The organism is Zoogloea sp. LCSB751, from assembly GCF_002028455.1.
GTDB lineage: Bacteria > Pseudomonadota > Gammaproteobacteria > Burkholderiales > Rhodocyclaceae > Zoogloea.
Genome location: NZ_MWUM01000035.1, coordinates 1 through 25,357, shown reverse-complemented (window position 1 = coordinate 25,357; position 25,357 = coordinate 1). Strand labels below are relative to the sequence as shown.

General features: G+C 60.6%; 23 protein-coding genes. 6 read left to right on the top strand and 17 right to left on the bottom strand.

The annotated features are described in order from the left end of the window. Window positions 1-102 precede the first annotated feature (102 nt). From B4920_RS23860 to B4920_RS23840, 5 genes are all read left to right on the top strand, one after another. The gene (locus B4920_RS23860) at window positions 103-861 is read left to right on the top strand and encodes an SDR family NAD(P)-dependent oxidoreductase (protein WP_079437221.1); all 759 of its coding nucleotides are present in this window, start codon (window positions 103-105) and stop codon (window positions 859-861) included. Window positions 862-952: 91 nt separating this feature from the next. Beyond that, on the top strand, window positions 953-1,903 hold the full coding sequence (locus tag B4920_RS23855) for a VOC family protein (protein WP_079437219.1): 951 nt from the start codon (window positions 953-955) through the stop codon (window positions 1,901-1,903). Further along, window positions 1,900-2,784, top strand: a complete 885-nt coding sequence (locus tag B4920_RS23850) for a fumarylacetoacetate hydrolase family protein (RefSeq protein ID WP_079437217.1) — start codon at window positions 1,900-1,902, stop codon at window positions 2,782-2,784. Before B4920_RS23855 ends, B4920_RS23850 begins: the two co-directional genes overlap by 4 nt. 49 nt (window positions 2,785-2,833) lie before the next feature. Further along, window positions 2,834-3,850 carry a universal stress protein gene (locus B4920_RS23845; RefSeq protein ID WP_079437215.1) on the top strand — a complete coding sequence of 339 codons (1,017 nt, stop codon included), beginning with the start codon at window positions 2,834-2,836 and terminating at the stop codon, window positions 3,848-3,850. 7 nt (window positions 3,851-3,857) lie between these two features. Continuing rightward, window positions 3,858-5,429: an MFS transporter gene (locus tag B4920_RS23840; protein WP_079437213.1), complete on the top strand. Its 1,572-nt coding sequence runs from the start codon at window positions 3,858-3,860 to the stop codon at window positions 5,427-5,429. A gap of 54 nt (window positions 5,430-5,483) precedes the next feature. Here B4920_RS23840 and B4920_RS29030 read toward each other — a convergent pair whose 3' ends face one another. From B4920_RS29030 to B4920_RS23820, 5 genes are all read right to left on the bottom strand, one after another. Beyond that, entirely contained in the window at window positions 5,484-5,693 is a 210-nt protein-coding gene (locus B4920_RS29030; protein WP_139379615.1) for a hypothetical protein, read from the bottom strand. A gap of 262 nt (window positions 5,694-5,955) precedes the next feature. Next, entirely contained in the window at window positions 5,956-6,885 is a 930-nt protein-coding gene (locus tag B4920_RS23835) for an electron transfer flavoprotein subunit alpha/FixB family protein (protein WP_079437212.1), read from the bottom strand. Window position 6,886: 1 nt separating this feature from the next. Next, window positions 6,887-7,636 (bottom strand): electron transfer flavoprotein subunit beta/FixA family protein, encoded by a 750-nt coding sequence (locus B4920_RS23830; RefSeq protein WP_079437211.1) that lies wholly within the window; start codon window positions 7,634-7,636, stop codon window positions 6,887-6,889. Between the two features lie 28 nt (window positions 7,637-7,664). After that, window positions 7,665-9,647 (bottom strand): acetoacetate--CoA ligase, encoded by a 1,983-nt coding sequence (locus tag B4920_RS23825; RefSeq protein WP_079437210.1) that lies wholly within the window; start codon window positions 9,645-9,647, stop codon window positions 7,665-7,667. A gap of 79 nt (window positions 9,648-9,726) precedes the next feature. After that, a complete protein-coding gene (locus tag B4920_RS23820; RefSeq protein ID WP_079437208.1) occupies window positions 9,727-13,299 on the bottom strand; it encodes an indolepyruvate ferredoxin oxidoreductase family protein in 3,573 nt (1,190 codons plus the stop codon). A gap of 98 nt (window positions 13,300-13,397) precedes the next feature. On the opposite strand from B4920_RS23820, the gene B4920_RS23815 reads away from it, so the two are divergent. Continuing rightward, window positions 13,398-14,309 (top strand): LysR family transcriptional regulator, encoded by a 912-nt coding sequence (locus B4920_RS23815; protein WP_079437206.1) that lies wholly within the window; start codon window positions 13,398-13,400, stop codon window positions 14,307-14,309. A gap of 42 nt (window positions 14,310-14,351) precedes the next feature. On the opposite strand, the gene folE is transcribed toward B4920_RS23815, so the two are convergent. The 12 genes from folE to B4920_RS30800 all read right to left on the bottom strand — a co-directional run. After that, window positions 14,352-14,984: a GTP cyclohydrolase I FolE gene (gene folE / locus B4920_RS23810; protein ID WP_254051042.1), complete on the bottom strand. Its 633-nt coding sequence runs from the start codon at window positions 14,982-14,984 to the stop codon at window positions 14,352-14,354. Window positions 14,985-15,010: 26 nt separating this feature from the next. After that, window positions 15,011-16,708 carry a methyl-accepting chemotaxis protein gene (locus tag B4920_RS23805; RefSeq protein ID WP_216820001.1) on the bottom strand — a complete coding sequence of 566 codons (1,698 nt, stop codon included), beginning with the start codon at window positions 16,706-16,708 and terminating at the stop codon, window positions 15,011-15,013. A 112-nt stretch (window positions 16,709-16,820) separates the two neighbouring features. Next, complete coding sequence (locus B4920_RS23800; protein ID WP_079437203.1) at window positions 16,821-17,945, bottom strand: acyl-CoA dehydrogenase family protein; 1,125 nt, start codon at window positions 17,943-17,945, stop codon at window positions 16,821-16,823. 40 nt (window positions 17,946-17,985) lie between these two features. Further along, a complete protein-coding gene (locus tag B4920_RS23795) occupies window positions 17,986-18,786 on the bottom strand; it encodes a crotonase/enoyl-CoA hydratase family protein (protein WP_079437201.1) in 801 nt (266 codons plus the stop codon). Then, window positions 18,783-19,841, bottom strand: coding sequence for an acyl-CoA dehydrogenase (locus tag B4920_RS23790; protein WP_079437199.1), 1,059 nt, complete (start codon window positions 19,839-19,841; stop codon window positions 18,783-18,785). The genes B4920_RS23795 and B4920_RS23790 overlap by 4 nt, the downstream gene beginning before the upstream one ends. A gap of 2 nt (window positions 19,842-19,843) precedes the next feature. Continuing rightward, on the bottom strand, window positions 19,844-20,989 hold the full coding sequence (locus B4920_RS23785; protein ID WP_079437197.1) for an acyl-CoA dehydrogenase family protein: 1,146 nt from the start codon (window positions 20,987-20,989) through the stop codon (window positions 19,844-19,846). Window positions 20,990-21,121: 132 nt separating this feature from the next. After that, a complete protein-coding gene (locus B4920_RS23780; protein ID WP_079437195.1) occupies window positions 21,122-22,429 on the bottom strand; it encodes an amidohydrolase family protein in 1,308 nt (435 codons plus the stop codon). Window positions 22,430-22,554: 125 nt separating this feature from the next. Further along, window positions 22,555-23,829: a cytochrome P450 gene (locus tag B4920_RS23775; RefSeq protein ID WP_079437193.1), complete on the bottom strand. Its 1,275-nt coding sequence runs from the start codon at window positions 23,827-23,829 to the stop codon at window positions 22,555-22,557. Between the two features lie 62 nt (window positions 23,830-23,891). After that, entirely contained in the window at window positions 23,892-24,098 is a 207-nt protein-coding gene (locus tag B4920_RS31060) for a CDGSH iron-sulfur domain-containing protein (RefSeq protein ID WP_079437191.1), read from the bottom strand. Between the two features lie 39 nt (window positions 24,099-24,137). Then, window positions 24,138-24,677, bottom strand: coding sequence for a glutathione peroxidase (locus B4920_RS23765; protein ID WP_079437189.1), 540 nt, complete (start codon window positions 24,675-24,677; stop codon window positions 24,138-24,140). Further along, entirely contained in the window at window positions 24,674-25,192 is a 519-nt protein-coding gene (locus B4920_RS23760) for a carboxymuconolactone decarboxylase family protein (protein WP_079437187.1), read from the bottom strand. The genes B4920_RS23765 and B4920_RS23760 overlap by 4 nt, the downstream gene beginning before the upstream one ends. 60 nt (window positions 25,193-25,252) lie before the next feature. Further along, the coding region (locus tag B4920_RS30800) for a hypothetical protein (protein WP_139379613.1) at window positions 25,253-25,357 on the bottom strand (105 nt) is incomplete at its 5' end.

The following is a 25,357-nucleotide window of genomic DNA, read 5'->3' as shown; positions in this document are numbered from 1 at the left end:
GGCAGCCTCAACCAAGCGGGCGTGCACGCGCCAGCCAAGTTCGTCGAACGATCAATAGCTGCCCGTACAACCGCACACTGGTACCCATCCAGGGGACTCTGCATGGCACGACTTACAGGAAAGATTGCGCTTATCACCGGTACCGGCGGCGGACAGGGACGCGAAGCGGCTCTGCGCTTCGCCCGGGAGGGGGCTACCGTCGTTGGTTGCGACGTGGATGCCCAGGGCCATCAGGCCACCCGTGAACTGCTCCAGGCCGAAGGCTTCGAGCTCCAGGGCCTGGCGCCCGTCGACCTCGGCAATCCGGAACAGGCCCGTCAGTGGGTGGAGGCCGCCCTCGCCGCCCACGGCCGCATCGACATTCTCTACAACAATGCTTCAGCCGCCCGTTTCGGCTTTGTCGGCGAGTTCTCCATCGAGGACTGGCACTACACCATCCGCAATGAACTGGACCTGATTTTTTTCACCACCAAGTACGCCTGGCCGCATCTCGCAAAAAGCCGGGGGGTGGTGATCAACATTGCATCGACGGCCGCCTGGGGCGGGTCGCGAGTAGCCGGCATCTCGGCCCATTCGGCGGCAAAGGGCGGCGTGGTGTCCTTCACCCGCCAGCTCGCCATCGAAGGCGCCCCCCTCGGCATCCGCGCGGTCAGCATCAGTCCGGGCTTCGTGGTAACTCCGGGTACCGCAGCTTTCGTCGATGACCCGAAGATTCGTGCCGCGCTGCTTGACGGCGTGCCGATGGATCGCCCGGGACAGCCCGAAGAGGTCGTCGCACTGGCTCTTTTCGTAGCCTCCAGCGAAGCGTCCTTCATGACCGGCTCAGATCTGATCATCGACGGCGGCCTGCTGGCTCATTGACTACACACGCCGAAGGCCTCCCAGAAGGGCCTCTTAATGAACATCACCCAACGGTTGAGTCCACACCAAACGTACTCAAGGGGAAACGCACATGGACATCATCGGCATCGGCTATCTCGGCTTCGAAACCACCCGGCTAGACGAATGGCGCGAGTACGGCCCCCAGGTCATGGGCTTTGGCATCACGCAGGCGCCCACCTCCGACCCAGACTCCCTTTACTTCAAGATGGACGACCGCCGTCACCGGCTTGCCTTCCATCCGGGCCAGATCGACCGCATCGCCTATATTGGCTGGGAGGCCCGTGGCCGTCTGGCCTTCAACGCAGCCGTGGAGAAATTCCGGAGTGCCGGCGTGGAGATTACTGTCGGTGACGCCGAGCTCTGTGAAATCCGCGGTGTAAAGGAGCTGATTCGCTTTCGCGACCCGGTTGGCTACCAACACGAGCTGTTCTACGCCCAGAAATGGACGCCCCGCTCCTTCACTCCGGGACGTAACCACGGCGGCTTCGTTTGTGACGAACGGGGTGTCGGACATGTGGTCCTGATCACACCGGAATACACCCCTGAGCTGGAGCACTTCCTTATCGAGGTCATGGGCTTTCACTGGTATGGCTCCGGGGCCGGCAAGGGTAAGACCGGTTTTTTCCGCTCTAAGCTCAACGAATTCACCAGCCATGATATTGCCTATGGCTTTGGCCCGGGCCGCATGGGTGTTCAGCACGTGGGCATCTTCGTTAAAAGCCTCCGCGACGTGGGCGAGACCCTGGACATCGTCAACGCCCGCAAACTGCAATTGCAGATGACCCTCGGACAGCACACTCAGGACCCCCACGCATCCTTCTACCACTTCAACCCGTCAGGCTTCGCCTTCGAGACCATCACCGAGCTCGAACCGTGGCAGGGCGATGCCTTCGAACTGAATCCAGAAAAGCTAAGCACCTGGGGCCACGAAATTGTTGGACCTATCCTGGGGCCGAGTGTACGCACGCCAGAGGAACTGCTTGAGCCGGAATTCCTGGCGGCGAAGAAGAGCAAGGCATGAAGATCGCGCGCGTCGCCGATGCGTTCGGCGAACGCTTTTGGGCCCAGGTAGACGAAGATGCGGGGCTCGCCTGGCGGATCGCTTCGACCTTTCGCACCTGGGCTCCCGCCGCCGCCGGGGGTGATACCAGTGGCCTGAGACTGGCAGCCTCCCCCCTTTCTCTGGCAACCCTTCGTCTTCTCGCTCCGGTCGAGCCCGGCGCCCGTATTTTCGGCGTCGGCCTCAATTATCTCCAGCACCTGACACGCCTCGGTCGAAAAGAAGCGCCTCCCCACACGATCGCCTACATAAAGCCTGAATCAGCTGTCGTCGATCCCGGTGGTGAGATTGCCTACCCAGCGATTACCCGCCAACTGGACTTCGAAATAGAGCTGGTGGCAGTGGTCGCCCGCGAACTTGGCGAAACACCCCGTGCCAGTGACTGCCTGCTGGGGTACACAATTGGCAACGATGTTAGCGCGCGCGATGCGGGCGAGCGACTCGGCACCCTCGATCTGTTTTCCCAGAAGGCCCTTGATCGCACCGCACCAATCGGGCCTTGGATCGCCACGCGCGACTTATGCGGCCACGTCGGCCAACCCGACCTGCAGATGCGCCTCTCAATCAACGGCGAATTACGTCAGCAGGATCGCACGTCAAACATGATTTTCAGCATCGACGAACTACTCGACTTCGTCGATGCCCGGGTCACCCTGCATCCCGGCGATCTCCTGTTTACCGGCTCGACCTGTGGTGTAGGCCTGGAAGACGGGCGCTTCCTCCGGCCAGGAGACCGGATCGAGGCGGAAATCGAAGGTATCGGCGTACTAACCCACTGGGTTGGACTGCCCCGCGTACTGCTCCCTAACCGCCGCTGTGGCCGCCTCGGCCTGCCCGACTGACGCCCCCACGCTCCCCAACCTGCACGTAGAGACACCCAAGGAGGCCACGATGTACAGCCATATCCTCGTACCCACCGACGGCACGGCCCTTTCCGTGCACACCGTCACCAAGGCCGTTGAGTTTGCCCGCACTGTCGGCGCCCGAATCACTTTCTTCTACGCCGACCCGGACGCTTCGGCCTCCCTCACCGACGACGCGGCCCTGCTCCAGCTGATTGCCCCCGACACTTACCGAGACGATTACAGCGGACGGGCCCGGGAGATTCTCTCCAAGGCGGCCGTTTCGGCGGCGGCAGCGGGCATCGAATGCGAGACGATGAGCCGCACGAGCACACGCCCTCATGCGGCAATCCTCGAGGTGATTGAAGAACTCGGCTGCGACCTGGTTTTCATGTCGTCTCACGGTCCGCGCAGCTTCGGCGGTGTCATGCTGGGGTCAGAAACACTCAAGGTGCTCGTCGGCGCCAAAGTACCGGTACTCGTTTCCTCGGTCGAAAAGAACGATCCAGCCCCGGCCATGAACATGGTCACCTCGACCATGAAGGACGAACACCGCAGCATCGCAGTGGTAGCCTATGGCCTACGCACTTTCTCCCGTGCCCTGCAGGAAAACCGCACAGTGGACTTCGAGCTTCTCAAATCCATGCTGGGTTACCTCCGGTCCTTTCCTGCCAAGTTGCATCACCCCAAAGAAGAGGCTTATCTCTTCAAGAAGCTGCAGGAACGTACCAGCGAGTTTGACCCGCTAATTGCAGAGCTCCAGCACCAGCACCGTGAGGGAGATAACGAACTGCAGCGCCTCATCGAGGATGTAGAAACCCTGGGCATCGCTCCTCCCGCTGAACGAATCGACTTCGTCACCCGACTCGAACTCTTTGCCGGCGAACAACTCAAGCACATTGGCATGGAGGAGAGCCGCATCATGCCGGCAGCCGCACGCAGCCTCCTTCCAGAAGACTGGGCCATCGTCGCACGGGCCTTTGGCGAGAACGGCGACATACGTTTCGCGGAGGAAACGCGCGAAGGCTTCCGTCGCCTCTTCTCCCGAATCGCCAATCTCCAGTAAAGCCTCTGTGAGCAGTCCCTCAGCCTGGGCGCCTTTGCGCCATCCACCCTTTCGCGCTCTTTGGTTGGCCACAGTGATGGCCAACCTAGCTGTATGGATGCAGAACATTGGTGCCGCCTGGATGATGACCGAGCTGGCGGGCTCCCCACTGATGGTGGCCCTAGTCCAGACTGCCATGGCCTTGCCGGCCTTCCTGCTAGGCCTACCCAGCGGAGTGATAGCCGACCTGATGGACAAGCGCCGGCTGCTCCTGGCCACCCAGTGGCTGGCCCTGTTCGCCATGCTTCTGCTGTGCATCCCAGCGCTCACCGGCCGGCTCGGCCCTTGGTCCCTGCTGCTCTACACCTTTGCCCTAGGCACCACCAGCGCCCTTAGCATGTCCGCCTGGCTGGCCTGCACCATAGATCGCGCTCCTGAAGGACAGGTGGCCGCGGCCATAGCCCTCGGCACCGTGTCGCCCAACATCGCACGGGTAGTAGGGCCCGCGCTGGCTGGCGCGCTCATCGCCAAGGCTGGCGCACCAATGCTCTTTGTCGTCGTATGCGGGAGCTTTGCTGCCGTGCTCGCCCTTCTCGGACGGCTCCACGCTGATCCACGAAGGGGAGGACTGCCGACGGAGCGCTTTCTGCCTGCGATCTTTAGTGGTCTACGCTACGTGCGCCACTCTTGCGCCCTGCGCCGCGCCCTTGCTAAGGTCACTGTTTTCTCGACGGCCGGCAGTGCCCTTTGGGCCCTTCTTCCATTAATCGCCCGCGAACGTCTGCAGCTCGGAGCTGACGGCTATGGTGTTCTTCTAGGCTGCCTGGGTAGTGGCGCCGTCATCTCGGCACTGACCCTGCCCGGTCTGTACAAACGCCACCCACTGCAGCGTCTCATCCTGGGAGGTGGGCTCATGTTCGCCCTGGTAACACTGCTGAGCGGTGTCCTGAGTAATCTCCCGGCATTGTGTCTGTTGTACGTCTTTGGCGGCATGGCCTGGATGGCGGTCAACACCACCCTGACCACCGTAATTCAGACCTCAACCGCCATGTGGGTAAAAGCAAGGGTTGGGTCGATCTATCTGATGGTAGTAATGGGTGGCATGGCCCTCGGCGGTGTTCTCTGGGGACTCCTCGCGGCCCGCTTAGGCGTGGTCGGCACCTTGATTTTGGCCGGAATTGTCATCGCGACAGGCAGCATGCTCTCCCTGCGCCACCCCCTTAAATTGGGTCAGGAAAGCGACTTTGGCCAACGCCCGGGAGGACTCCCGACCCTCCTCCCGACCACTGTGGAGAGTAACTGCGGGCCGGTGTGCGTGGAGATCAGCTACATCGTCCTCCCAGAATTGCGGGAGGATTTCCTGGGACTCGCCCGGGCCATCGAAAACGTCCGGCGCCGCAATGGCGCCAGTGATTGGCGTTTACTGCGCCACCTGGCTTGTCCTGAGCGCTATACCGAACGCTTCGTAGTCGCCTCGTGGATGGACTATCTCCGCCAACACGAGCGCAGCACCCACGCCGATGCGATCCTGGAAACCCGGTTGGCCGCATTCAATACCACATCGGGCATGCTGCCCAGCTTTTACGTGATCGAACGCTGAAACGGGACCGGGCGGCATTCGCCGCCCGACAGACAATTATCTGCAGTTCCAACCTCAGTGGGAATGGGACAGGGCTGCCATCAGCGAACCTGCGGTGTATCCCCGCGCCATCACTAGGCTGTGATGCGAGGCATAAGACTCTGCACAGTAAGCTTCGCAGGAAAACTCAGCGACGTTGTGCAGGGGGACAGAGTTAGTGGGTACAAAAGTAATGCCGACACAGCCGATGACAAGTGGAACGGCACGGGTGAGTTTGATGATCATCTTGTCTCCTCCTTGACCCTAATGGGTTCTTTGGGTTCAGGTAACGCGGATACGTGCCGCGTTGCTCTGACTGAAGAATAGCCAATCGAAAAATAAATACAAAAATTAAAATATCGTCTAATTTAATGATCTACGGATCCATCAAGGGCCCGGCGATGTAACACCAAAAAAAAGCCCATCGGGGAGACCCGATGGGCTGAAAACTCTCCGGTGGCAAGATGGGGAGGAGAGGTGCTACAAACCACCAGAGAGGCGTTGAGCGTCAAGTGGCCGCTGTCAGGGCCGGAACAACCTCAAACAGATCTGCCACCAGACCGTAGTCGGCTACCTGAAAGATGGGTGCTTCCGGATCCTTGTTGATTGCCACGATCACCTTGGAATCTTTCATACCAGCCAGGTGCTGGATGGCACCAGAGATGCCCACCGCGATGTAGAGTTGTGGAGCAACGATCTTGCCGGTCTGGCCGACCTGGTAGTCGTTGGGCACGAACCCCGCATCCACGGCAGCACGGCTGGCGCCCAGGGCAGCACCGAGCTTGTCAGCAAGGGGCTCGAGCATGGCTCGGTAATTGTCGCCACAGCCCAGGCCGCGGCCACCGGAGACGATGATCTTGGCCGAACCTAACTCGGGACGCGCGGATTGGGTCAGTTCCCGCCCGACCCTTTTGGTCAGACCAAGATCGGGCCCGGCGGCCATGGCCTCAACGGTGGCAGAACCTCCCAGCCCCGGTGCAGCAAAGGCCGTGGTACGAATAGTCAGAAACTTGATCGGGTCGATGCTCTTTACCGTGGCCAGCGCATTGCCCGCGTAGATCGGACGTACAAAGGTATCAGCGGATTCGATGCCGACCACATCCGACACCTGCGCTGCGTCACATAGAGCAGCGACCCGGGGCAGCAGGTTCTTACCCTCGGCCGTCGCGGGCGCTAACACGTGGCTGTAGCGGCTTGCCAGCCCCTTTACCAGCTCTGCTAAGTTCTCAGCACTGCCCCCGGCGTAATGAGCTGCATCACAGAGCAGCACCCGGGCAACCCCTTCCACCTGGGCGGCAGCGTTGGCGGCCGAATTACAGTCCGAGCCGGCCACCAACACGTGGATCTCGCCTTCCAGGCCATGGGCCGCACCGATCGTGCTCAGGGTTCCCGCCTTCAGGATTTGATTGTCGTGCTCAGCAATAACCAGAATCGTCATTTCAGATCACCTTTGCTTCCGTCTTCAGTTTCTCAACCAGCTGGGCTACGTCGGACACCAGGATCCCAGCACTGCGTTTAGGAGGCTCCACGACCTTCAGGGTGGAGAGCCTTGGGCTAACATCGACACCCAAGACTGCCGGATCAAGGGTATCCAGAGGCTTCTTCTTGGCCTTCATGATGTTAGGCAAAGTCGCATAGCGCGGCTCGTTGAGACGCAGATCGGTCGTAATCACCGCCGGCAGACGCACCGCCAAAGTCTCCAGGCCGCCATCTACTTCGCGCACCACGGTGGCCTGGTCATCGGCAATCGACACTTTCGAGGCGAAGGTTGCCTGCGACCAGCCTAGCAGCGCAGCCAGCATCTGGCCGGTCTGGTTGGCGTCGTCGTCGATGGCCTGCTTGCCGCAAATCACCAGCGCCGGGCCTTCCTTGTCGCACACGGCCTTAAGCAGCTTGGCCACGGCAAGTGGCTGCAGATCGGCATCCGACTGCACAAGGATGCTCCGATCAGCTCCGATGGCCATCGCCGTGCGCAGCACCTCAGCCGAGGCGGCAACACCGCAGCTCACCGCCACCACTTCGCTGACCACGCCGGCTTCCTTCAGGCGCACAGCCTCTTCCACGGCGATCTCATCGAAGGGGTTCATGCCCATCTTCACATTGGCCAGATCGACCCCCGAGCCATCGGCCCTGACGCGCACCTTGACGTTGTAATCAAGGACACGTTTGACCGGAACCAGTACTCGCATTGCTGTCACTCCTTTTGTTGTTGTAGGTTCAGCCGGCCAGCTCGGGCCGGTCGGCAAACTGGGCCAGCGCTTCCGGGTTGGCCAGCGCCTCGACGTTTTTCACCGGCTGGCGGTGCACCACATTGCGCACGGCCAACTCGACCACCTTGCCGCTCTTTGTGCGGGGAATCTCGCCCACTTGGACAATGCACGCCGGCACGTGACGCGGGGAGGCGTTGTCACGAATCTGCTGGCGAATGCGGGCGCTTAGTGCGTCATCGATAACAAGGCCATCGGCCAGGCGTACGAAGAGCACGACGCGCACGTCGGTTGGATCGGCCGGCGGCCAGTCCTGGCCGATCACCACGGCTTCTAGCACTTCGGGCAACGTCTCGAGCTGACGATAGATCTCGGCGGTGCCGATACGCACACCGCCCGGATTGAGAGTGGCATCTGAGCGGCCGTGGATGATGAACCCCCCGTGTTCCGTGATTTCGCAGAAATCGCCGTGGCACCACACTCCCGGAAAGCGTTCAAAGTAGGCCGATTTGTACTTTGCCCCGTCAGGGTCATTCCAGAAGCCAACCGGCATGCTTGGGAAAGGCAGCCGGCACACCAACTCGCCCTTTTCTAGGGTCACCGGTCGGCCGTATTCGTCCCACACCTCGACAGCCAGACCGAGACCTGCGCCCTGGATCTCACCACGCCACACGGGCAGCGTCGGGTTACCTAGTACAAAGCACGAGACTATGTCGGTACCGCCTGAAATGGAGGCCAGCAGCACATCCTTCTTGATGGATTCATAGACAAAATCAAAGCTCGCCGGCGCCAGCGGGCTGCCGGTGGACATCACCATGCGCAGGTCGGACAGGCGGTAGGCATCGGCCGGACGCAGGCTGCTCTTGGCAAGGGTTTCGATGTACTTGGCCGAAGTGCCGAAATGAGTGAAACATTCAGCCTCGGCATAGTCCCACAGGACGCGACCATCGCTCACGAAGGGGTTCCCGTCGTAGAGCATCAGCGTCGCCCCGACGGCCAGGCCAGACACCAGCCAGTTCCACATCATCCAGCCACAGGTGGTGAAGTAAAACAGACGGTCGCCGTCCTTCACGTCGCTGTGCAGACGGTGCTCCTTGAGATGCTGCAGTAGCGTGCCCCCGGCGCCGTGCACGATGCACTTGGGTACGCCAGTGGTGCCCGACGAGTACATCACATAGAGCGGATGGTCGAAAGGCAGGCGCACGTAGCGAGGCTCTGTGACATGCAGGAAAGGTGCAATGAAGGTCTTGTAGGACACTGCCCGCGGCAGTCCTGCCAGGTCCGGTTCTGCACCGGCTGCCAGATAGGGCACCACCACCAGCTGACTCACGCTGGGTAGACGCGGCATCAATTCGGCGAGTTTGCCCGTGATCTCGATGGCTTTGCCGTTGTACCAGTAGCCGTCACAGCTCAGCAGCACTTTGGGTTCGGTCTGGCCGAAGCGGTCCACTACCCCCTGCACGCCAAAATCCGGCGAAGCACTGGTGAACACCGCGCCGATGCTCGAAGCAGCGAGCATCGCAATGAGCGTTGCCGGTACATTGGGCAGATAGGCAGCCACGCGGTCGCCCTGCTCCACACCAGCGGCGCTCAACGCAGCGGCAAAGCGGGCCACCTCGGTGCGCAGCACCTGCCGCGACAGGCTCTGCTTGATCTTGTCTTCGCCCCAGAACACCAGTGCCTGAGGGTTGTCACTGTGACGCAGGAGATTCTCGGCAAAGTTGAGGCGGGCATCGGGAAACCAGCGTGAATCCTGCATGCTGCCCGAGCTAATCAGACCGCGCACGCCCTGTTCGCCGATCACTTCGCAGAATTCCCATACTAGGCGCCAGAACTGAACCGGTGAGTGGAGTGACCATTCGTGCAGAGCCATGTGGTTCTCCAGCAACTGGCCGGAGAGCATCCGGGCGCGAGCAGCAAACGCTGCCATGTTGCTCGCGGCGGCCCGTGCTTCGTTCGGCCGCCACAGGGGCTGCTCATGATTGCTATCCATATTGCGTCTCCTCATTTTTTATTTGATGTGGCAAAGCCGGAGCCATGCGGTCGAAGCTTAACCACAGGCCTGAGCCTGCTTAAGCGGCGGCTTGATCGTGGAAATCGCCCCGGTAACGAGCCAGCAGGGCCGCACGACGGGCATCCGCCTTCTTCATGTTGTTTTCCTTTACGTGCCCGTAGCCGCGGATGGTCTCCGGCAGGCTAGCCAGCTCGATGGCCAACTGCAGCCGTTCGCCATCGAGAGTGCGTGCGAACTCGTCCACCAGATCCAAGTAGTCGCGCACCATCTGCCGTTCGGCGCGGCGTTCGGCAGTCTTGCTAAAGGGATCGAGGAGCGTGCCGCGCAGGCCCTTGAAGCTGGCGAGCAGCGGGAACAGCTTCATCAACCACTGGCCATAGCGGCGCTTGACCAGGTGACCGTCAGCGTCCTTTCGAGCCAGCAGCGGCGGGGCTAGGTGGAAGCCAAGCTGATAGTCCTTGCCCGGCTCGCCCTCGAACTGGTCCCGCAGGCGCGCCAGGAAGGCCGGCGAAGCGTGCAGCCGAGCCACCTCGTATTCATCCTTGTAGGCCATCAGCTTCGCAAGATTACGAGCCACAGCTTCAGTAAGTCTTAGCTGGCCGTCGCGCACGCGCTGTTCTTCGACCTCCCGGATCTTGGATACAGCCTGAAGGTAAAGATCGGCATATGCTCGGTTCTGGTATGAAGTGAGGTGAGAGGCCTGACGCTTGATAAGCATATCCAGATCTTCAAACCGTTCGAGCACGTCACTAGCGTTCGTCCCGTTCCTAGTTATAAGCAACTTAGACCTGAGCCGAGGCAGATCGTGGGCGGCCACACGCCCACACTCGAAAGCTAGACGGTTCTTTTCCACTGCGACGCCGTTGAGCTCGATGGCTTTGAGCAACGAAGCACGAGACAGTGGTACCCATCCCATCTGCCACGCAAAACCGAGAAGTAGCGGATTGGCATAAATGGTGTCACCGAGAAGGGCCAGAGCTAGCGCGTTTGCATCGAGAAATTCGCAGATCTCGCCGACGCTGTTGCGCACATCCGCCTCGGTAGATTGGGTTGGGAACTTCCAGTCCCGATTGCCGATGAATTCGGCAGTCGGTGTGCGGGCGCCGTTCACGACAGCCCGGGTTACCCCGTAGCGCATCTTCGACAAGGCTTCAGACGAAGCTGATACGATGGCGTCGCAACCGATCAGTAGTTGCGCCTCCCCGGTCGCGATGCGAGTAGCATGAATGTCGTATGGCGCGCGAGCAATCTGCACGTGACTCAGTACTGCCCCACCCTTCTGGGCCAGGCCCGTCATGTCGAGAACTGTGACGCCCTTGTTTTCCAGGTGGGCTGCCATGCCCAGCAACGCCCCGACGGTGACGACCCCAGTACCGCCGACGCCAGTAACCACGATACCGTACGGACGCTTGAGCGCCGGCAGGGTCGGCTCGGGCAGCGTAAAGTCAGCCAGCACGGCGCCAGGATCACGGCCACCGGCAGCTTTCTTCAACTTGGCACCCTCAGCGGTGACGAAACTTGGGCAAAAACCCTTCAGGCAGGAAAAATCCTTGTTGCAGGAGGATTGGTTGATCTTCCGTTTCGTGCCGAATGGCGTCTCTAGCGGTTCCACCGACAGACAATTGGACGCCGTTGAGCAGTCGCCACACGCTTCGCAGACGTCCTCATTGATGAACACGCGACGGTCCGGGTCGGGATAGTCGCCACGCTTCCGGCGGCGGCGCTTTTCGGTGGCGCAGGTCTGATCGTAAATCAGGATCGTGACGCCCGAGGTATCGCGCAGTTCCTTCTGCAGGCGGTCGAACTCATCCCGGTGATGTACTTCCACCTCGTTCGGCAGGCCTTCACGCGAGGCGAATTTTTTTGGCTCATCGGTGACGATGAGGATCTTGCTGGTGCCCTCGGCAGCCAACTGGCGGGCAATCTGCGGCACGGTCAGAATGCCGTCTACCGGCTGGCCGCCAGTCATTGCCACCGCGTCGTTGAAGAGAATCTTGTATGTGATATTGGCTTTGCCAGCCACTGCTGCCCGGATGGCCAGTAGGCCGGAGTGAAAGTAGGTGCCGTCGCCCAGGTTCACAAAGACGTGCTTGTCCCCCGAAAAGTGCATTTGACCGAGCCAGGACACACCTTCTCCGCCCATCTGGGTGAAGGTTTCTGTACGGCGGTCCATCCACATAGCCATGTAGTGGCAACCGATACCGGCGAGTGCGCGGGAGCCTTCCGGCACCCGGGTCGACGTGTTGTGCGGGCAGCCGGAACAGAACCACGGCTTGCGCTCGACGGTCAGGCGCGGGCGGGCTGCCTCGCGCTCCTTGGCCTCGATGATGGCGATGCGATACAACACCTTGGCGCGCACGTCTTCCGGCAGGCCGACCCGCTCCAGGCGGCTGGCGATGGCTTTGGCAATAAGCGCCGGCGACAGTTCGTAACGGGCCGGGAGCAACCACTGGCCGCGGGGCTGCGACCATTCACCACCAGCGGTGTCGCGCTCGTCGAACTTGCCGTAGATGCGCGGGCGCACGTCGTCGCGCCAGTTGTAGAGCTCTTCCTTGAGGGCATATTCGAGGATCTGGCGCTTCTCCTCGACGACGAGGATTTCTTCCAGCCCGGTAGCGAAGTCGCGCGCGTCGTGGGCGTCCAGCGGCCACACGCAGCCCACCTTGAAAACCCGGATACCGATCTTCTGGCACGTTTCCTCGTCAAGACCAAGATCAGTCAAGGCCTGACGCACATCGAGGTAGGCCTTGCCGGCAGCCATGATGCCGAACCGGGCCTTAGGTGAATCGATGACCACACGGTTGAGGCGGTTGGCACGGATATAGGCCAGCGCTGCGTACCATTTATAGTCGAGCATGCGCGCTTCCTGGTCCAGCGGAGGATCGGGCCAGCGGATATTCAGCCCACCCGGCGGCACCTCGAAGTCTTCGGGTAGCACCACCTGTACCCTCTCCGGATCCATATCCACAGAGGCAGTCGACTCAACTACGTCTGTAACGCACTTCATCGACACCCACAGGCCCGAATAGCGGCTCATGGCCCAAGCGTGGATGCCATAGTCGAGATATTCCTGCACATTGGACGGGTAAAGCACTGGAATGCCACAGGCAATCAGCAAGTGTTCAGATTGATGGGCCACCGACGAGGATTTGGCGGCGTGGTCGTCGCCGGCCAGCATCAACACACCGCCGTGCTTCGAGGTCCCGGCGGCATTAGCATGCTTGAGCACATCGGCCGAACGATCCACGCCTGGCCCCTTGCCGTACCACATGCCGAACACGCCATCGACTTTGGCGTTTTCGTACAGATTGACTTGTTGAGTACCCCACACGGCAGTTGCCGCCAAGTCTTCGTTGAGGCCGGGCATGAAGACTACGTCGTGGTTTGCCAGATGCTTCTTGGCCTTCCAAAGGGCCATGTCGAGCCCCCCCAGCGGTGAACCGCGGTAGCCGGAAATGAAGCCGGCGGTGTTCAAACCTGCCAGCCGGTCTCGCTCCCTCTGGAGCATCGGCAAACGGGCCAAGGCCTGGGTGCCACTAATGTACACGCGGCCTTTTTCCAGGGTGTATTTGTCCTCAAGGGACACCGCACGCAGGGCGTCGGTGGCGGCCACTGTCAAGGGGGAATTCATGCGCTGTCTCCTGTTACTCGCTTTATTTGAACAAATAGTACAAAACTGTATTGTTATCGTAAAATCACAAATACTGAGTTCAGGTATTTGAAAAACGCATGGAAGCCGACAGCAGCATCACCCTGCGCCAGCTGCGCTATTTTGTCGCCGCAGCAGAGATCGGCCAGTTCTCAATGGCCGCCACCCGGGCCCACGTGTCCCAGTCAGCCATCACCAATGCCGTATTGCTGCTTGAGCAGACCCTCGGCGTGCGCCTGTTCGACCGCCTGCCCCACGGTGTTGCACTTACCGCGGAAGGACACCGCTTTCACCAGCACGCCAAACACATCCTTAATGCCCTGCGCGACGCGGTGCGCGAACCCTGCTTTCCCGCACATCAGCAAGCAGGGGAGCTGCGCATCGCCGCGTCATACACCGTGCTCGGGTACTTCCTGCCATCCCTGTTGGCACGCTTCCGCATGCACCACCCGGATGTAAAGATCGACCTCAATGATATGAATCGGGAGAACATCGAACAGGCGGTGGTGGACGGTCAGATCGACATGGGTGTCGTAATCCTCACCAATATCGTCGATCGGGATCGCTTCGCCCATCAGGTGCTGGTGCGCTCGCGCCGCCAGTTATGGGCCTCGGCGGCCCACCCTTTGCTTGACAAGGATTTCGCCTCTCTCCAGGATATTTCTGCCTATCCCTATATCCAGCTAACCGTGGACGAGGGCGAGGCGTCCACCCGCAGTTACTGGAAGGCCAGGGGTATTGAACCCGCGATCGCTTTTCGCACAAGCTCAATGGAGTCCCTGCGAGGGCTGATCGCCCATGGTTTCGGGGTGACTATCCTGTCGGATATGGTCTATCGTCCCTGGTCCCTGGAAGGGAAAAAGATCGAGGCCCGACCGGTCCTCGACGCAGTCCCCCACATGGAGGTGGGACTAATCTGGCGACAGGACGCGCCGCTGTCTGCGGCGACCGAGGCCTTCCGGGAGTTCCTGATCCACACCTGTGGCAGCTGACCGGGATTTGATCCCCTCGATATCGTCGCCGGACTCGCTCCACTAGCGATTGGCGGCGCCGCGCCCCTCGCCCAGCCCAAGCATGCCGAGGAACTCCCGGCGGGTCGCTGGGTTTTCGCGGAAAGCTCCGAGCATCCGGCTGGTTACCAGACAGGCCCCTGGCTTATGGACCCCGCGGGTCGTCATGCATTGGTGGGAAGCCTCGATGACCACCGCAACACCCCGGGGCTGGAGTACCCGCTGAAGGGTGTCCGCGATATCGGCGGTCATCTTTTCCTGGATCTGCAAACGCTTCGCGTACACATCGACCAACCTAGCCAGCTTGGAAATGCCGACTACCCGCTGGTCAGGCAGGTAGCCGATATGCACCTTGCCGACGATTGGCGCCATGTGGTGTTCGCAATGGCTCTCGAAGCGGATGTCGTTCATCACGATCATCTCGTCGTAGCCCCCCACCTCTCCGAAGGTACGGGCGAGGATTTCGGCCGGATCGACCTGATAACCGGCGAAAAACTCTTCATAAGAACGCACGACCCGCGACGGCGTGTCCACCAGACCTTCCCGCGCCGGATTGTCCCCGGCCCAGCGGATCAGTGTGCGGACGGCCTCCTCGGCCTCTTCCCGCGTCGGACGGGCAACCGGCAATCCAGCGGCTCCCTCTCTGCTTTTCGACATCCTCATATCCTTTCTATTGTTATTACTCACACCCTGAAGTGGCACACCGCCCGGTCCAACTCACCGGCCGCTTCCCTAAGGAGAGCCACTGCCCGAGACACGTCGCGGGTGAGCTGATGGCTTTCGCCGGCCAGCTGCGAGAAGCGGTCTACACCCACAACGATGTCCTGACTCCCCTCGTGCTGAGTGATAACCGCTCCGGCAATCTGGTCCATGCCCCGGTGGGACGCATCCACCAGGACACTTGCCTTCTGCAGAACGCCCTCCAACTCCCCTGTCAGGCGGTGGCTATCATTAAGGGCCTGGGTGCCTTCCCTAAGGGAGCGCTCAACAGCGTCCGACTGACGACCAAGCTCCTGCGTCAATCCGTTGATAGAATTGGCAGCTAGCGCTGAACGTTCGGCAAGCTGACGGACTTCGTCGGCCACCACACTGAAACTGCGTCCCTGCTCGCCAGCCCGCGCTGCCTCGATGGCTGCATTCAGGGCAAGCAAATTGGTTTGCCCGGACAGTTCCTTGACCTGGGCAATGCTCTCGGTGATGGATGAAGTGCTACGGACGAAGTCACCCACCGAGGCGCGAATCTGGTCAAAAGCACCACGCATGTGCACGATCTCGTCGAGCAGGCGTTGCAGCGCAGTGCGTCCAGCCTTTGCGCCCTGCAGGCTAGCAGACGCCGATTCACGCACGTCATTGGCGCTGGCAGCTATCGACTCGACGCTGCGGATCATCTTTTGCACCGTTTCCCCAACCGATGCCGCAGCCTGAACCTGATCGTTGGCCCCGCTTGCCACCCGTCCGGATGCGCCGTAGAGTTCTTCGGCAGAAGCCACCACCACGGTCGAAACTTGCCCGACCTTCTTTACAGCCTTCTGGAAGCCGTCCACCAACTCGTTGAAGGCCCGCGCAGTACGCGCCACCTCGTCATTGCCGACGACTGCAACCCGACGCGTAAGATCACCTGATCGCAAGTCTATGGATGCCTCTTCGATAGCACGGATGGCATCCACGATCTGACTGCGAACCAGCAGGCTCACTCCTAGGGCCAGCAAAATCGCCAGTACGGATACAGCGGACACCACAGCCACAACCTCCCTCGCCATCAGGTGGGCACTGGCGAAGTCCTCCTTGGCCAGGGAGTCCTGCAGGCGGACTAGGGCCGAGATCTGCCCGAAGACGCGGTCGTACTCCTTGCGGACAAGACTGAGTCGGCGGAGGCTGCCTTCCGGATCCGCCGCCGCCGTGGATGTCAGCTCGCCAACCGCCTCAGCAAAGACCTGGACCTGCCCCTGCAATTCATCATAGAGGACCTTCTCCTCCTTGTTCAGATCCGGGCGGTTCGCGCTTGCCCCGATGATTCCGGTGAGTTCCGCGACACTGGCTTTGAGATCGTCAGCGTACTGGACGATCTCCTCCTTACGCTCCTCAGCGCCTGGCTCCATCAAACGCACTACCATCGCGTATGTACTGACCATCGTGTCCTGTGCCGCTGACGAAGCCACCAGGGTCTTGCGGTATTGCTCGAAGCGAACCTGTTCAAAGGAGCGCAGTACGTCCTGCTGACCGTCCATGCCATACCAGGCAACGCCAGCCACACTGAGCAACAGAAAAACAATCAGAACCGGTGCAACGAGAAGTTTGGTACCGATGGAATAGCGTCCCAGGAAGGACGCGGCGGGGCGCCAAGAGGAGCCGCCAAGGGACAGCGCAATAGCTTTCATCATTCCCCCACGCAAGAGCGCGAAAAAAGAGGCCCGTGAAAACGGGCCTTGAAGTGGAGATGAATCGTTGAGCGACGGACGACAATGCTTACACGAATGCCCACACCGGCTCGCCTCAAAGGCTGCGGCCGATGATCTCCTTCATAATCTCGGACGTACCTCCGTAAATCCGCGCTACGCGGGCATCAACCCACGCGCGGCTGATCTTGTATTCGCTCATGAAGCCATATCCGCCGTGGAGTTGCAGGAACTCGTCAAGGAGCTTGCCCTGCATCTCGGAGCCTATCAGTTTGGCCATTGCAGCCACGTCAGCCGAGAGTTCTCCGGTGAGAGCCTGCGCCAGACAGTGGTCCACGAAAACGCGCAGCATGGTGGACTGCGCCTTGGCTTCGGCCAGCTTGAAACGGGTGTTTTGGTAGTCAAACACCGGCTTGCCGAAGGCCTTACGCTCACGCGTGTAGGCAATGGTTTCCTCCAGCAGCGTATCAATGGACTGGGCTGCACGGATGGCGATAATCAGCCGCTCCCAAGCGAGCTGGTGGAACAGATAACTGAAACCCTCGTTTTCCTCACCCAGCCGGTTTTCAACCGGCACGCGCACCTCGTCGAAGAAGAGTTCGGCCGTGTCCTGCCCTTTCAAGCCGATCTTTTCCAGCAGGCGCCCTTTGGAGAAGCCGGGCCGGTCGGTCTCGACACAGATTAGGGTAAGGTTCTTGTTGGCAGGATCTAGCTTGACCGCAGCCACCACCAGATCGGCATTGCCGCCGTTGGTAATGAAGGTCTTCTGGCCGGAGATCACATATTCGTCGCCGTCCCGGCGGGCTGCCGTGCGCATCGAGCGCAGGTCACTGCCAATACCCGGCTCGCTCATGGCGATCACGCCAATGATCTCGCCGCTGACCATGCCAGGCAGCCACTTCTGCTTTTGCTCCTCGCTGCCATACGCCACCAGATAGTTGGCGACGATCTCGGAATGAGTGGTGAAGCCCACCGCTGTCGCATTAACCCGGGCCAACTCCTCAATCATCACGGCCGAATGGCCGTAGTCACCACCAGCGCCACCGTACTCCTCCGGTACGCAGGAACACAGCAGCCCGGCTGCACCTGCCTTAAGCCAGACATCCTTCGGTACGATGCCTGCCGTCTCCCAGTCGTGGAGATGGGGCACAATTTCCTTGTCGATAAAGCGGCGGGCCATGTCCCGGAACATTTCGTGGTCTTCACGGAAGACGGTTCGCATTCTGTTGCTCCTCCAGATTGGATCTTTTAGTTGTTCCGGCTCAGCGGCCGGTGTACAGCGGGGTGCGCTTCTCAAGGAAAGCGCGGACGGCTTCTTGGTGGTCGTCAGTGTGGTGAGCCAGCGACTGGAAGGCTGCCGACAGCTCCAGCAGGGAATCTAGGCGCATGTGCTGACCTTCTCGGAGCAGACGCTTGGTAAGGCGTAGGCCGTGGGAGGGGTTGGCCGCCATCCTACGGGCAATATTTAGGGCTGCGCCTTCCAGTTCGGCCGCAGGTACGACCTCGGTCACCAGACCCCACTCCAGGGCCTTGACTGCGTCGATTGTGTCCCCGGTCAAGGCCATCAGGCTCGCCTTTGGCATGCCGACGATACGCGGCAGCAGCCAAGCGCCGCCATCGCCGGGTACGATGCCCAGCTTGACGAAGCTCTCAGCAAACTTCGCCGTGTCGGCCGAGATGCGCACGTCGCACATGCAGGCCAAATCAAGGCCGGCACCAATGGCTGGACCATTGATTGCGGCCACCACCGGCACATCTAGGTCGTATAGGGCCAGCGGAATGCGCTGAATGCCGTTGCGATAGCTGTCACGCAGCTCGTAGGGCGAGCCGGCGAAGATGCCACCACGCTCCCGCATGTCCTTGACGTTGCCGCCCGCACAAAAGGCCGGACCGTTGCCGGATAAAACGACGACCTTGACCGAACGGTCAGCCTTGACGGTGGAGCACAGGTCCACAAATTCCTGCATCTGGGCCGGCTCGGACAGGGCGTTGCGGGTTTCAGGACTGTCCATGCGCACAGTGAGGATCGCATCCTCCCGCTCGACAATCAGAAAGGGCTTCATACGGAGGCTCCGGCCGGGGTTTCGAGATGACCTGCGACGAGGGTCGGCCAGAAGAGCGCGGCCCCGCCCTGACACAAGGCCCTGCCGAGTTCAGAGGACCAGTGGGTAAGGGTTCCGAACTCGCTACGCCAACTCCACAAGCGACGAGTCGTCAGGTGCAGCGCATGCTCATGGGTAAAGCCGATGGCCCCATGCACTGCGTGGGCAGCTGAAGCACCGATACCAGCGGCCTCCGAGGCGCACACCTTGGCACTCGCCACCGCCAAGCGGGAAAGGCTAACGGCAGACTGGGCGAAGGCTGCTTCGGCGCCCATCACCGAGGCCGCTGTGTGCTCGGAGAGCACGGCGATCTGGTGCTGGATGGCCTGGAAGCTGCCGATAGGCTTGCCGAACTGGACCCGCTCGTTGGCATAGGTGATGGTCATCTCGAGTATCCGCTGCAGGGCACCGGCAATCTGGGCAGAACGCAGCATGGCCCCGCCAAGCAGGAGCACATCGGCGGGAATACCCGTTGGCAGCGGAGCGGAAAGCAGCGGCTGGACGGCCTCGAAACAGAAGGTGTCTCGAGGTTCAGCAGCAGTATTGCTGCACAAAGTGCGGGTAGCTGCGGCCTCGACTGGCAGCAGCACCAGAGTCGGTGCATCGCCAGCGGTGATCCCCATCAGCACTGGCACGTCTCGGCCCCAAGGCACGTCGGCTGCCAAGCCACTGACCTTGCCATCTGCAAGGGTCAGTTGGCCGCCGGCCGCGAAGGACAGCGGACCTGCTTGGATTTCCTGCCCGCACACGCCGAGCAACCAGTTAGCGAGCAGTGTTTCGGGCAGCGGCAGCGGTAGCCCGAAACGGCCACACAAGCGTACAACGCCACCCAATTCGGCCCAGGTGGCCCCAGCCCCGCCCTGCTCTTCCGGAACGGCAGCCAGACCGAAGCCGGACTCCTCCAGGGCGGCCCAAAGTTCGGCATTCCAGCCCAAGGTTTCGGCGGTCAGTACCTTGTCAGTGCTGACCAGGTCGACGAACAGACGCTCGACGGTCGAATCGAAGATTTCCCGCATGGTTAACGCAACCCCAATCCGCGCGCGATGATGCCGCGGAGAATTTCCCGCGTACCACCACGCAATGAAAACGAAGGCGCCATCTGGGTCAGATAGGCCAGCACCCGGGCATGATCCCTCCCGCCCTCAGCCGTCGGCGGAATCTCGACCAGCAACTGGGCCAGCTCGGGAATCTCCTGCTCGAAGACAGCGCCCAAATCCTTCACACAGGACGCCGCCCAGGCCGGGTTCTCACCGGCCGCAAGTTGGGAAGTAACCGACAGTGACATATTGCGGAGAGTGACGAGGCGGGCCGCCAGCCGACCGATCTCCTTGGCCTGCAGGGCGTCGGGCGATCTGCCCACCGCATCGATTAGAGTGTGGATCAGGGCGATAGAACTCAGGAAACGCTCCGGACCGCTCCGCTCGAAAGCCAGCTCAGCAGTCACCTGGGACCAGCCCTCCCCTTCGGTGCCGATCAGCGCATCGGCGCCCAGCACCACCTCATCAAGGAACACTTCATTGAAATGTTCGCTACCAGTCAGATCCTTGATGGGACGGATGGTGATGCCTGGCAGAGACAGATCGATGATGAACTGTGACAACCCTTCCTGACGCTTGCTGTTCTCGGCAGTGCGCACCAGCGCAATCATGTAATGGGAACGGTGGGCGTTGGTGGTCCACACCTTCTGGCCGTTAACCACCCATTTGTCACCCTCGCGGCGGGCACGGGTCTTGATCGAGGCCAAGTCGGAGCCGGAGTTGGGCTCGCTCATCCCGATGCAGAAATACTGCTCGCCACGACAGATTGCCGGCAGGTGCCGATCTCTCTGGGCATCAGTGCCGAAATGCAGAATCTGAGGACCGCTCTGGCGGTCGGCAAACCAGTGTGCCGAGACCGGAGCGCCGGCAGCCAGTAGTTCCTCAATCACAACGTAACGAGCGAACGGACTCGCATCGGAGCCGCCGTAGCGTTTCGGCAGCGCCATGCCAACCCATCCGCGGGCACCAAGGCGACGACTGAATTCTTCATCGAAGCCCATCCAGGAATCAGCCCGGCGAATAACGGGGTAGTCCTTCAGCGCATCTGCGAGGAATTGGCGTACCTCACCTCGCAAGGCTTCAGCCTCAGGCGGGATACGACTGTATTTGAACTGATCAATGGACATGGAGCGGTCTTAATCAAGTAAGTGGGATCCATATGGCGGACGATGTTCGGGGTGCGCGCTGCCCTGCCTCTCCCTTCAGGGGTCGGCAATTACCCCGGGGCCGCAGCCCCGGGAACAGGTGTGACTCGGGTCTTACAGCGCGGTTTGCGCGTCGGCAGCAGCGAACATCCTGTTAATGTCACCAGATGTCACCGGCTTGGTCGGATCACGCTCAGGAGCTGCGCCCCCCAGCCCGAGGGCCGGCTCGATATTCACGTGGCCGGCCTGAGCACGCAGGGCGCCGACAGTGCAGTTCTCACGACCGAGAATGGCGAACGGATCGTACGAGAACTCGCGCATGGCATTGAGGTGGGAGATCTTATTTATGATCTCGACGGGCAGGTTCTGCGCCTGCTTCCAAAATACGTCAGCGGAATTCGGCCAGGTGCAGTCAGAGTGAGGGTAGTCGCACTCCCAGGTGACCATGTCCACGTTGATGGCGTCAAGATTTTTCAGACCAAAGGCATCCTCAATGAAGCAGGTAATGATGTGCTCGTTGAAGATGTCGCTGGGCTTCTTGCCTCCGAAGTTGGAGTTGGTCCACGCGTTGTGATGGTTGTGGGTGAAGTCCGCCCGCTCCAGCAGGTAGGGAATCCAGCCGATACCGCCTTCCGACAGGGCCATGCGCAACTTGGGGTACTTCTTCCACATCGGAGCCCAGATCCAGTCCGCCGCCGAGTTGGAGATGGAGATCGGCATGGAGGTGATCCAGGCGTCGATCGGAGACTCATCAGAAGCGTGGGCGGCCTTCACCCCGGTGCCGATGTGGCAGCAAATAACCACGTTGTTGTCAGCGCAGGCTTTCCACAGGGGATCCCAGTGTTCATTGTGGATGGACGGGTAGCCATGCACAGTGGGGTTGTCGGACAGGGTCAGGGCATGCACGCCCTGAGCAGCCAGGCGCTTTACTTCCGCGGCGGCGGCCTGCATGTCCCACCAGGGCACCATCATCAGGGGGATGAAACGGCCAGGGGCCGCGTTGCACCAGTCGTGCAAGTGCCAATCGTTGTAGGCCTGGATGGCGGCAAGGCTGACTGCCTTGTCGGGCATGACCTGGAAGCGCTGACCGGCAAATCCGGGGAAGGTCGGGAAGCACAGGGAGCCGAGCACACCGTTGGCGTTCATGTCATCGACACGGGCTTTGATGTCCCAAGTACCGCGACGCATCTGCTCGTAGGACAGCGGCTCCATGCCGTACTCCTCTTTCGGACGGCCGACTACCGAGTTGAGGCCCATGTAACCGGTGGCCTGCTCCTCGAACACCCAGATGTCTCGCCCTCCCCGCTGCTCGACCTTGGGCTCGCGCCCCTTGAATTTAGCCGGCATGTGGCGATCAAACGCTCCACGCGGCTCGATAGCATGGTCATCGACGCTGACGAGAATCAGATCTTCCAGTTTCATTTATGTCCCCTGTTGGAATGGAGTCCACGACGGGCGTGGATCGATATTGGAGTTTCAGTTTAGTCCAACATCTACATTTTGTTAAACACTTTTTTGATATGTGTTCAGTTTTATTGCTTCAGCCATCAGTCCCAAATCACCGGAACCGCGTGAGGGCCGCGCAGCTGGGCACCGGTGATGCGCGGTCGAGGCTGCTCCGGGTCGAGGCGGATGTTCGGGAAAATGTCGAGAATGGCGTTGAGCGCAACCTGGAGTTCGGTCTTGGCAATAAACTGGCCAATACACATGTGCGGGCCGAACCCGAAGCCGAAGGACGGCTTTGCCTTGCGGTCAATGTCGAACTCTTCGCTGTTGTCGAAAACGTCCTCGTCCCGATTGGCGGAGGTAACGATGCATTGGATCATCGCTCCCTTAGGGATCTGCATGCCGGCGAGTTCCAGATCCTGGGCGGCCTGGCGCACCTTGAACGTAGCCACCGGCTCCAGGCGGATCGCCTCGTCAATGGCCTTGGGTACCAGAGAACGGTCCTTGCGCACGCGATCGAGCACCGCCGGCCGTTCGAGCAACAGGACCATCAGCGAGCCAAAGGTACGGGTAGTGGTTTCGCCGGCTGCGGGCAGCAAGGAACGAACAAAAGTGGTGATCTCATGGTCGTCCAGAGAACGTCCCTCATAGGTGGCACGGATCAGACGGCTAATCAGGTCGTTGCCTTCGGCGCCATTCCTGCGAACCTCGACGACAGCCTCCTTGACCGCGTCGTACAGAGACTGAGCGGCCTCCATCGCAGCCTTGCGGGCAACGGCGGCCTTTTCCGGATCTACCTGCGGACCGGCCAGGATCGCCAGCGCCCAGGCAGCATACTGCTCGACCTTCTCGGGCTGGTCGTCAGGAAAGCCGATCAGCGCATAAATCAGGCGGATCGGAAAATGAAGGCCGAAATCCATCAGATCAGCCTTCTTTTTAGGCACCAGTGGCAATAGGTATTCGTTGCGAACGATGGGATCCATCTTGGTATCGCGCCATGTATTCACCACGTCAGGCATGAAGATTGGCTGGAGCAACGCACGGGCCCGTCGGTGAGCTTCTCCGTCCATGCCAGTCAGGATCAGGCCGTCAAAGAAGGCACCAAGGCCTTCTGCAATAAAGCCACTGGTGTAGTTTGCCGCATCGCGCAGTACGGCCATCACATCCTTGTGTTTGAAAACCGTGAAGGTCTTGCGTTCGGCGTCGTAACGGGCAATGTTCGGAACGCCGATCTTGCTCATGAAGTCTTCGGCGATGATCGGTGAATTCTTGCGCATCTCCCGAAAGATCGGGTAGAGATCCACATCGTCACCACCGTAGTTGTTGGCGACACCGGCAAAGGCGCGCTCCAGTGCAGATTCAATCTTGTCGGTCATTGCTACTCTCTCCTCCTAGTGTTTTCATTGGGCTGCACGCCTGTCGGGCCGGCGCCCGCTGGTCAGACACCTGCCGTCACTGGCACATCGCAAAAGCCAATCCGGCTGTGTGCCCCATCGCAAAAAGGCTTATTTGCGGATGCGCCACAGCGACACAGGAAGGCGGTTGTGCCTTGCAAGGCCAATGGGGAACCGTCCTGTAACAGTTCAATGGCGCCCTCTACTTTCAGGGGGCCGTTCTTCAACACAAAAACCTTCACCTCCGACATGGGCTCCTCCTCTTGAAAGAAATCTGATCTACAAACAACTCAGCCCAGCAGCGACTCGATGGCAGCTACCAGAGCCGGGTGATCCGGTGCGATGTCTGGTGCGAAACGCCCCACAACACTCCCATCCTGATTAACCAGAAACTTCTCAAAGTTCCACATCACATCGCTCTCGCGGGCAGGCAGCAGTCCGTGCTCGACAAGTACGTCGCGCAACCGGCCGTCGACCGACGACGTGGCTACCGGCATGGCTGCTATCAGTGCGTCGTAGAGCGGATGACGCTCACTGTTGATGCCGAGCTTGGCAAACAGCGGGAAGCTCACCTGAAAGCGCCCCTCGCAAAAGCTCTGGATCTCGGCCTCGCTGCCAGGCTCCTGAGCACCAAAGTCATTGCAGGGGAAGCCGAGGACTACCAGCCCTTGCGAGCGGTACTTCTGCTGCAGGGCTTCGAGTCCGGCGTACTGAGGGGTCAGGCCGCAGGCCGAGGCCACGTTGACGATTAGAAGCACCCTGCCCCGATAGTCCCCGAGGGTTGCCGGAGTCCCATCGATACGTTGCACAGGAATGTCGTAAATACTCATACAGGGATTTCCTCATAAGCTTGCTGCACGTAAGTCATGCGACCACCAGCCAACATCAATGCGCAAAATAGGTTGAGTTCGACGATTTGAGGTGTGGAGAACCAGCGCGCCAGATCGATATAAACTGCATCGTCGATAGACAGATAGTCACCGGCGAACAGTCCTGCATAACGCAGTGCTGCCCGCTCCGGACCGGAAAAGCGCTCGTTATCGGCCGACAAACAGGCAATATCTTGCTCGCTCACACGGTCGTCCTTACGAGCAACCTGACAGGCACGGCAGCTTGTTATGGATGCGATCTTCAGGCGCACCAATTCCTTTAGTCGGCCATCGAGTACGCCGTTCACATGCATTTCCTCGAGGGCAGCCAGCCAGGCTTGGGCCACCTGCGGACAGTGGGCCCACACCTGCACGGGCAGGCTTGAGCTCAGCATCCGGCTGGCACGCCCCCGGGCCACTGCTTCTGCAAGGGGCTGCGGCAGAGCGTTGAGGGGGACGGGATCAATACGGGGCATACCTTCTCCTGCGTGGCCCCACCAGCAGGAGAGAGCCCTGCCTGCCGGTGAGGGCCTCGTTCACAGCCGTTCGATGATGGTTGCGGTACCCATTCCCCCGGCACAGCAGATTGCCTGCAAGCCGTAACGCGCTTGCCGACGTTCCAGCTCATGCAGCAGCGAGGT

Coding starts and splice junctions, on each gene's coding strand:
- B4920_RS23860 (WP_079437221.1), top strand. CDS start 103: ATGGCACGACTTACAGGAAAGATTGCGCTTATCACCGGTACCGGCGGC.
- B4920_RS23800 (WP_079437203.1), bottom strand. CDS start 17,945: ATGCGAACCGTCTTCCGTGAAGACCACGAAATGTTCCGGGACATGGCC.
- B4920_RS29030 (WP_139379615.1), bottom strand. CDS start 5,693: ATGATCATCAAACTCACCCGTGCCGTTCCACTTGTCATCGGCTGTGTC.
- B4920_RS23795 (WP_079437201.1), bottom strand. CDS start 18,786: ATGAAGCCCTTTCTGATTGTCGAGCGGGAGGATGCGATCCTCACTGTG.
- folE (WP_254051042.1), bottom strand. CDS start 14,984: ATGTCGAAAAGCAGAGAGGGAGCCGCTGGATTGCCGGTTGCCCGTCCG.
- B4920_RS23850 (WP_079437217.1), top strand. CDS start 1,900: ATGAAGATCGCGCGCGTCGCCGATGCGTTCGGCGAACGCTTTTGGGCC.
- B4920_RS31060 (WP_079437191.1), bottom strand. CDS start 24,098: ATGTCGGAGGTGAAGGTTTTTGTGTTGAAGAACGGCCCCCTGAAAGTA.
- B4920_RS23785 (WP_079437197.1), bottom strand. CDS start 20,989: ATGTCCATTGATCAGTTCAAATACAGTCGTATCCCGCCTGAGGCTGAA.
- B4920_RS23805 (WP_216820001.1), bottom strand. CDS start 16,708: ATGATGAAAGCTATTGCGCTGTCCCTTGGCGGCTCCTCTTGGCGCCCC.
- B4920_RS23765 (WP_079437189.1), bottom strand. CDS start 24,677: ATGAGTATTTACGACATTCCTGTGCAACGTATCGATGGGACTCCGGCA.
- B4920_RS23760 (WP_079437187.1), bottom strand. CDS start 25,192: ATGCCCCGTATTGATCCCGTCCCCCTCAACGCTCTGCCGCAGCCCCTT.
- B4920_RS23815 (WP_079437206.1), top strand. CDS start 13,398: ATGGAAGCCGACAGCAGCATCACCCTGCGCCAGCTGCGCTATTTTGTC.
- B4920_RS23780 (WP_079437195.1), bottom strand. CDS start 22,429: ATGAAACTGGAAGATCTGATTCTCGTCAGCGTCGATGACCATGCTATC.
- B4920_RS23825 (WP_079437210.1), bottom strand. CDS start 9,647: ATGGATAGCAATCATGAGCAGCCCCTGTGGCGGCCGAACGAAGCACGG.
- B4920_RS23855 (WP_079437219.1), top strand. CDS start 953: ATGGACATCATCGGCATCGGCTATCTCGGCTTCGAAACCACCCGGCTA.
- B4920_RS23820 (WP_079437208.1), bottom strand. CDS start 13,299: ATGAATTCCCCCTTGACAGTGGCCGCCACCGACGCCCTGCGTGCGGTG.
- B4920_RS23775 (WP_079437193.1), bottom strand. CDS start 23,829: ATGACCGACAAGATTGAATCTGCACTGGAGCGCGCCTTTGCCGGTGTC.
- B4920_RS23845 (WP_079437215.1), top strand. CDS start 2,834: ATGTACAGCCATATCCTCGTACCCACCGACGGCACGGCCCTTTCCGTG.
- B4920_RS23835 (WP_079437212.1), bottom strand. CDS start 6,885: ATGACGATTCTGGTTATTGCTGAGCACGACAATCAAATCCTGAAGGCG.
- B4920_RS23790 (WP_079437199.1), bottom strand. CDS start 19,841: ATGCGGGAAATCTTCGATTCGACCGTCGAGCGTCTGTTCGTCGACCTG.
- B4920_RS23830 (WP_079437211.1), bottom strand. CDS start 7,636: ATGCGAGTACTGGTTCCGGTCAAACGTGTCCTTGATTACAACGTCAAG.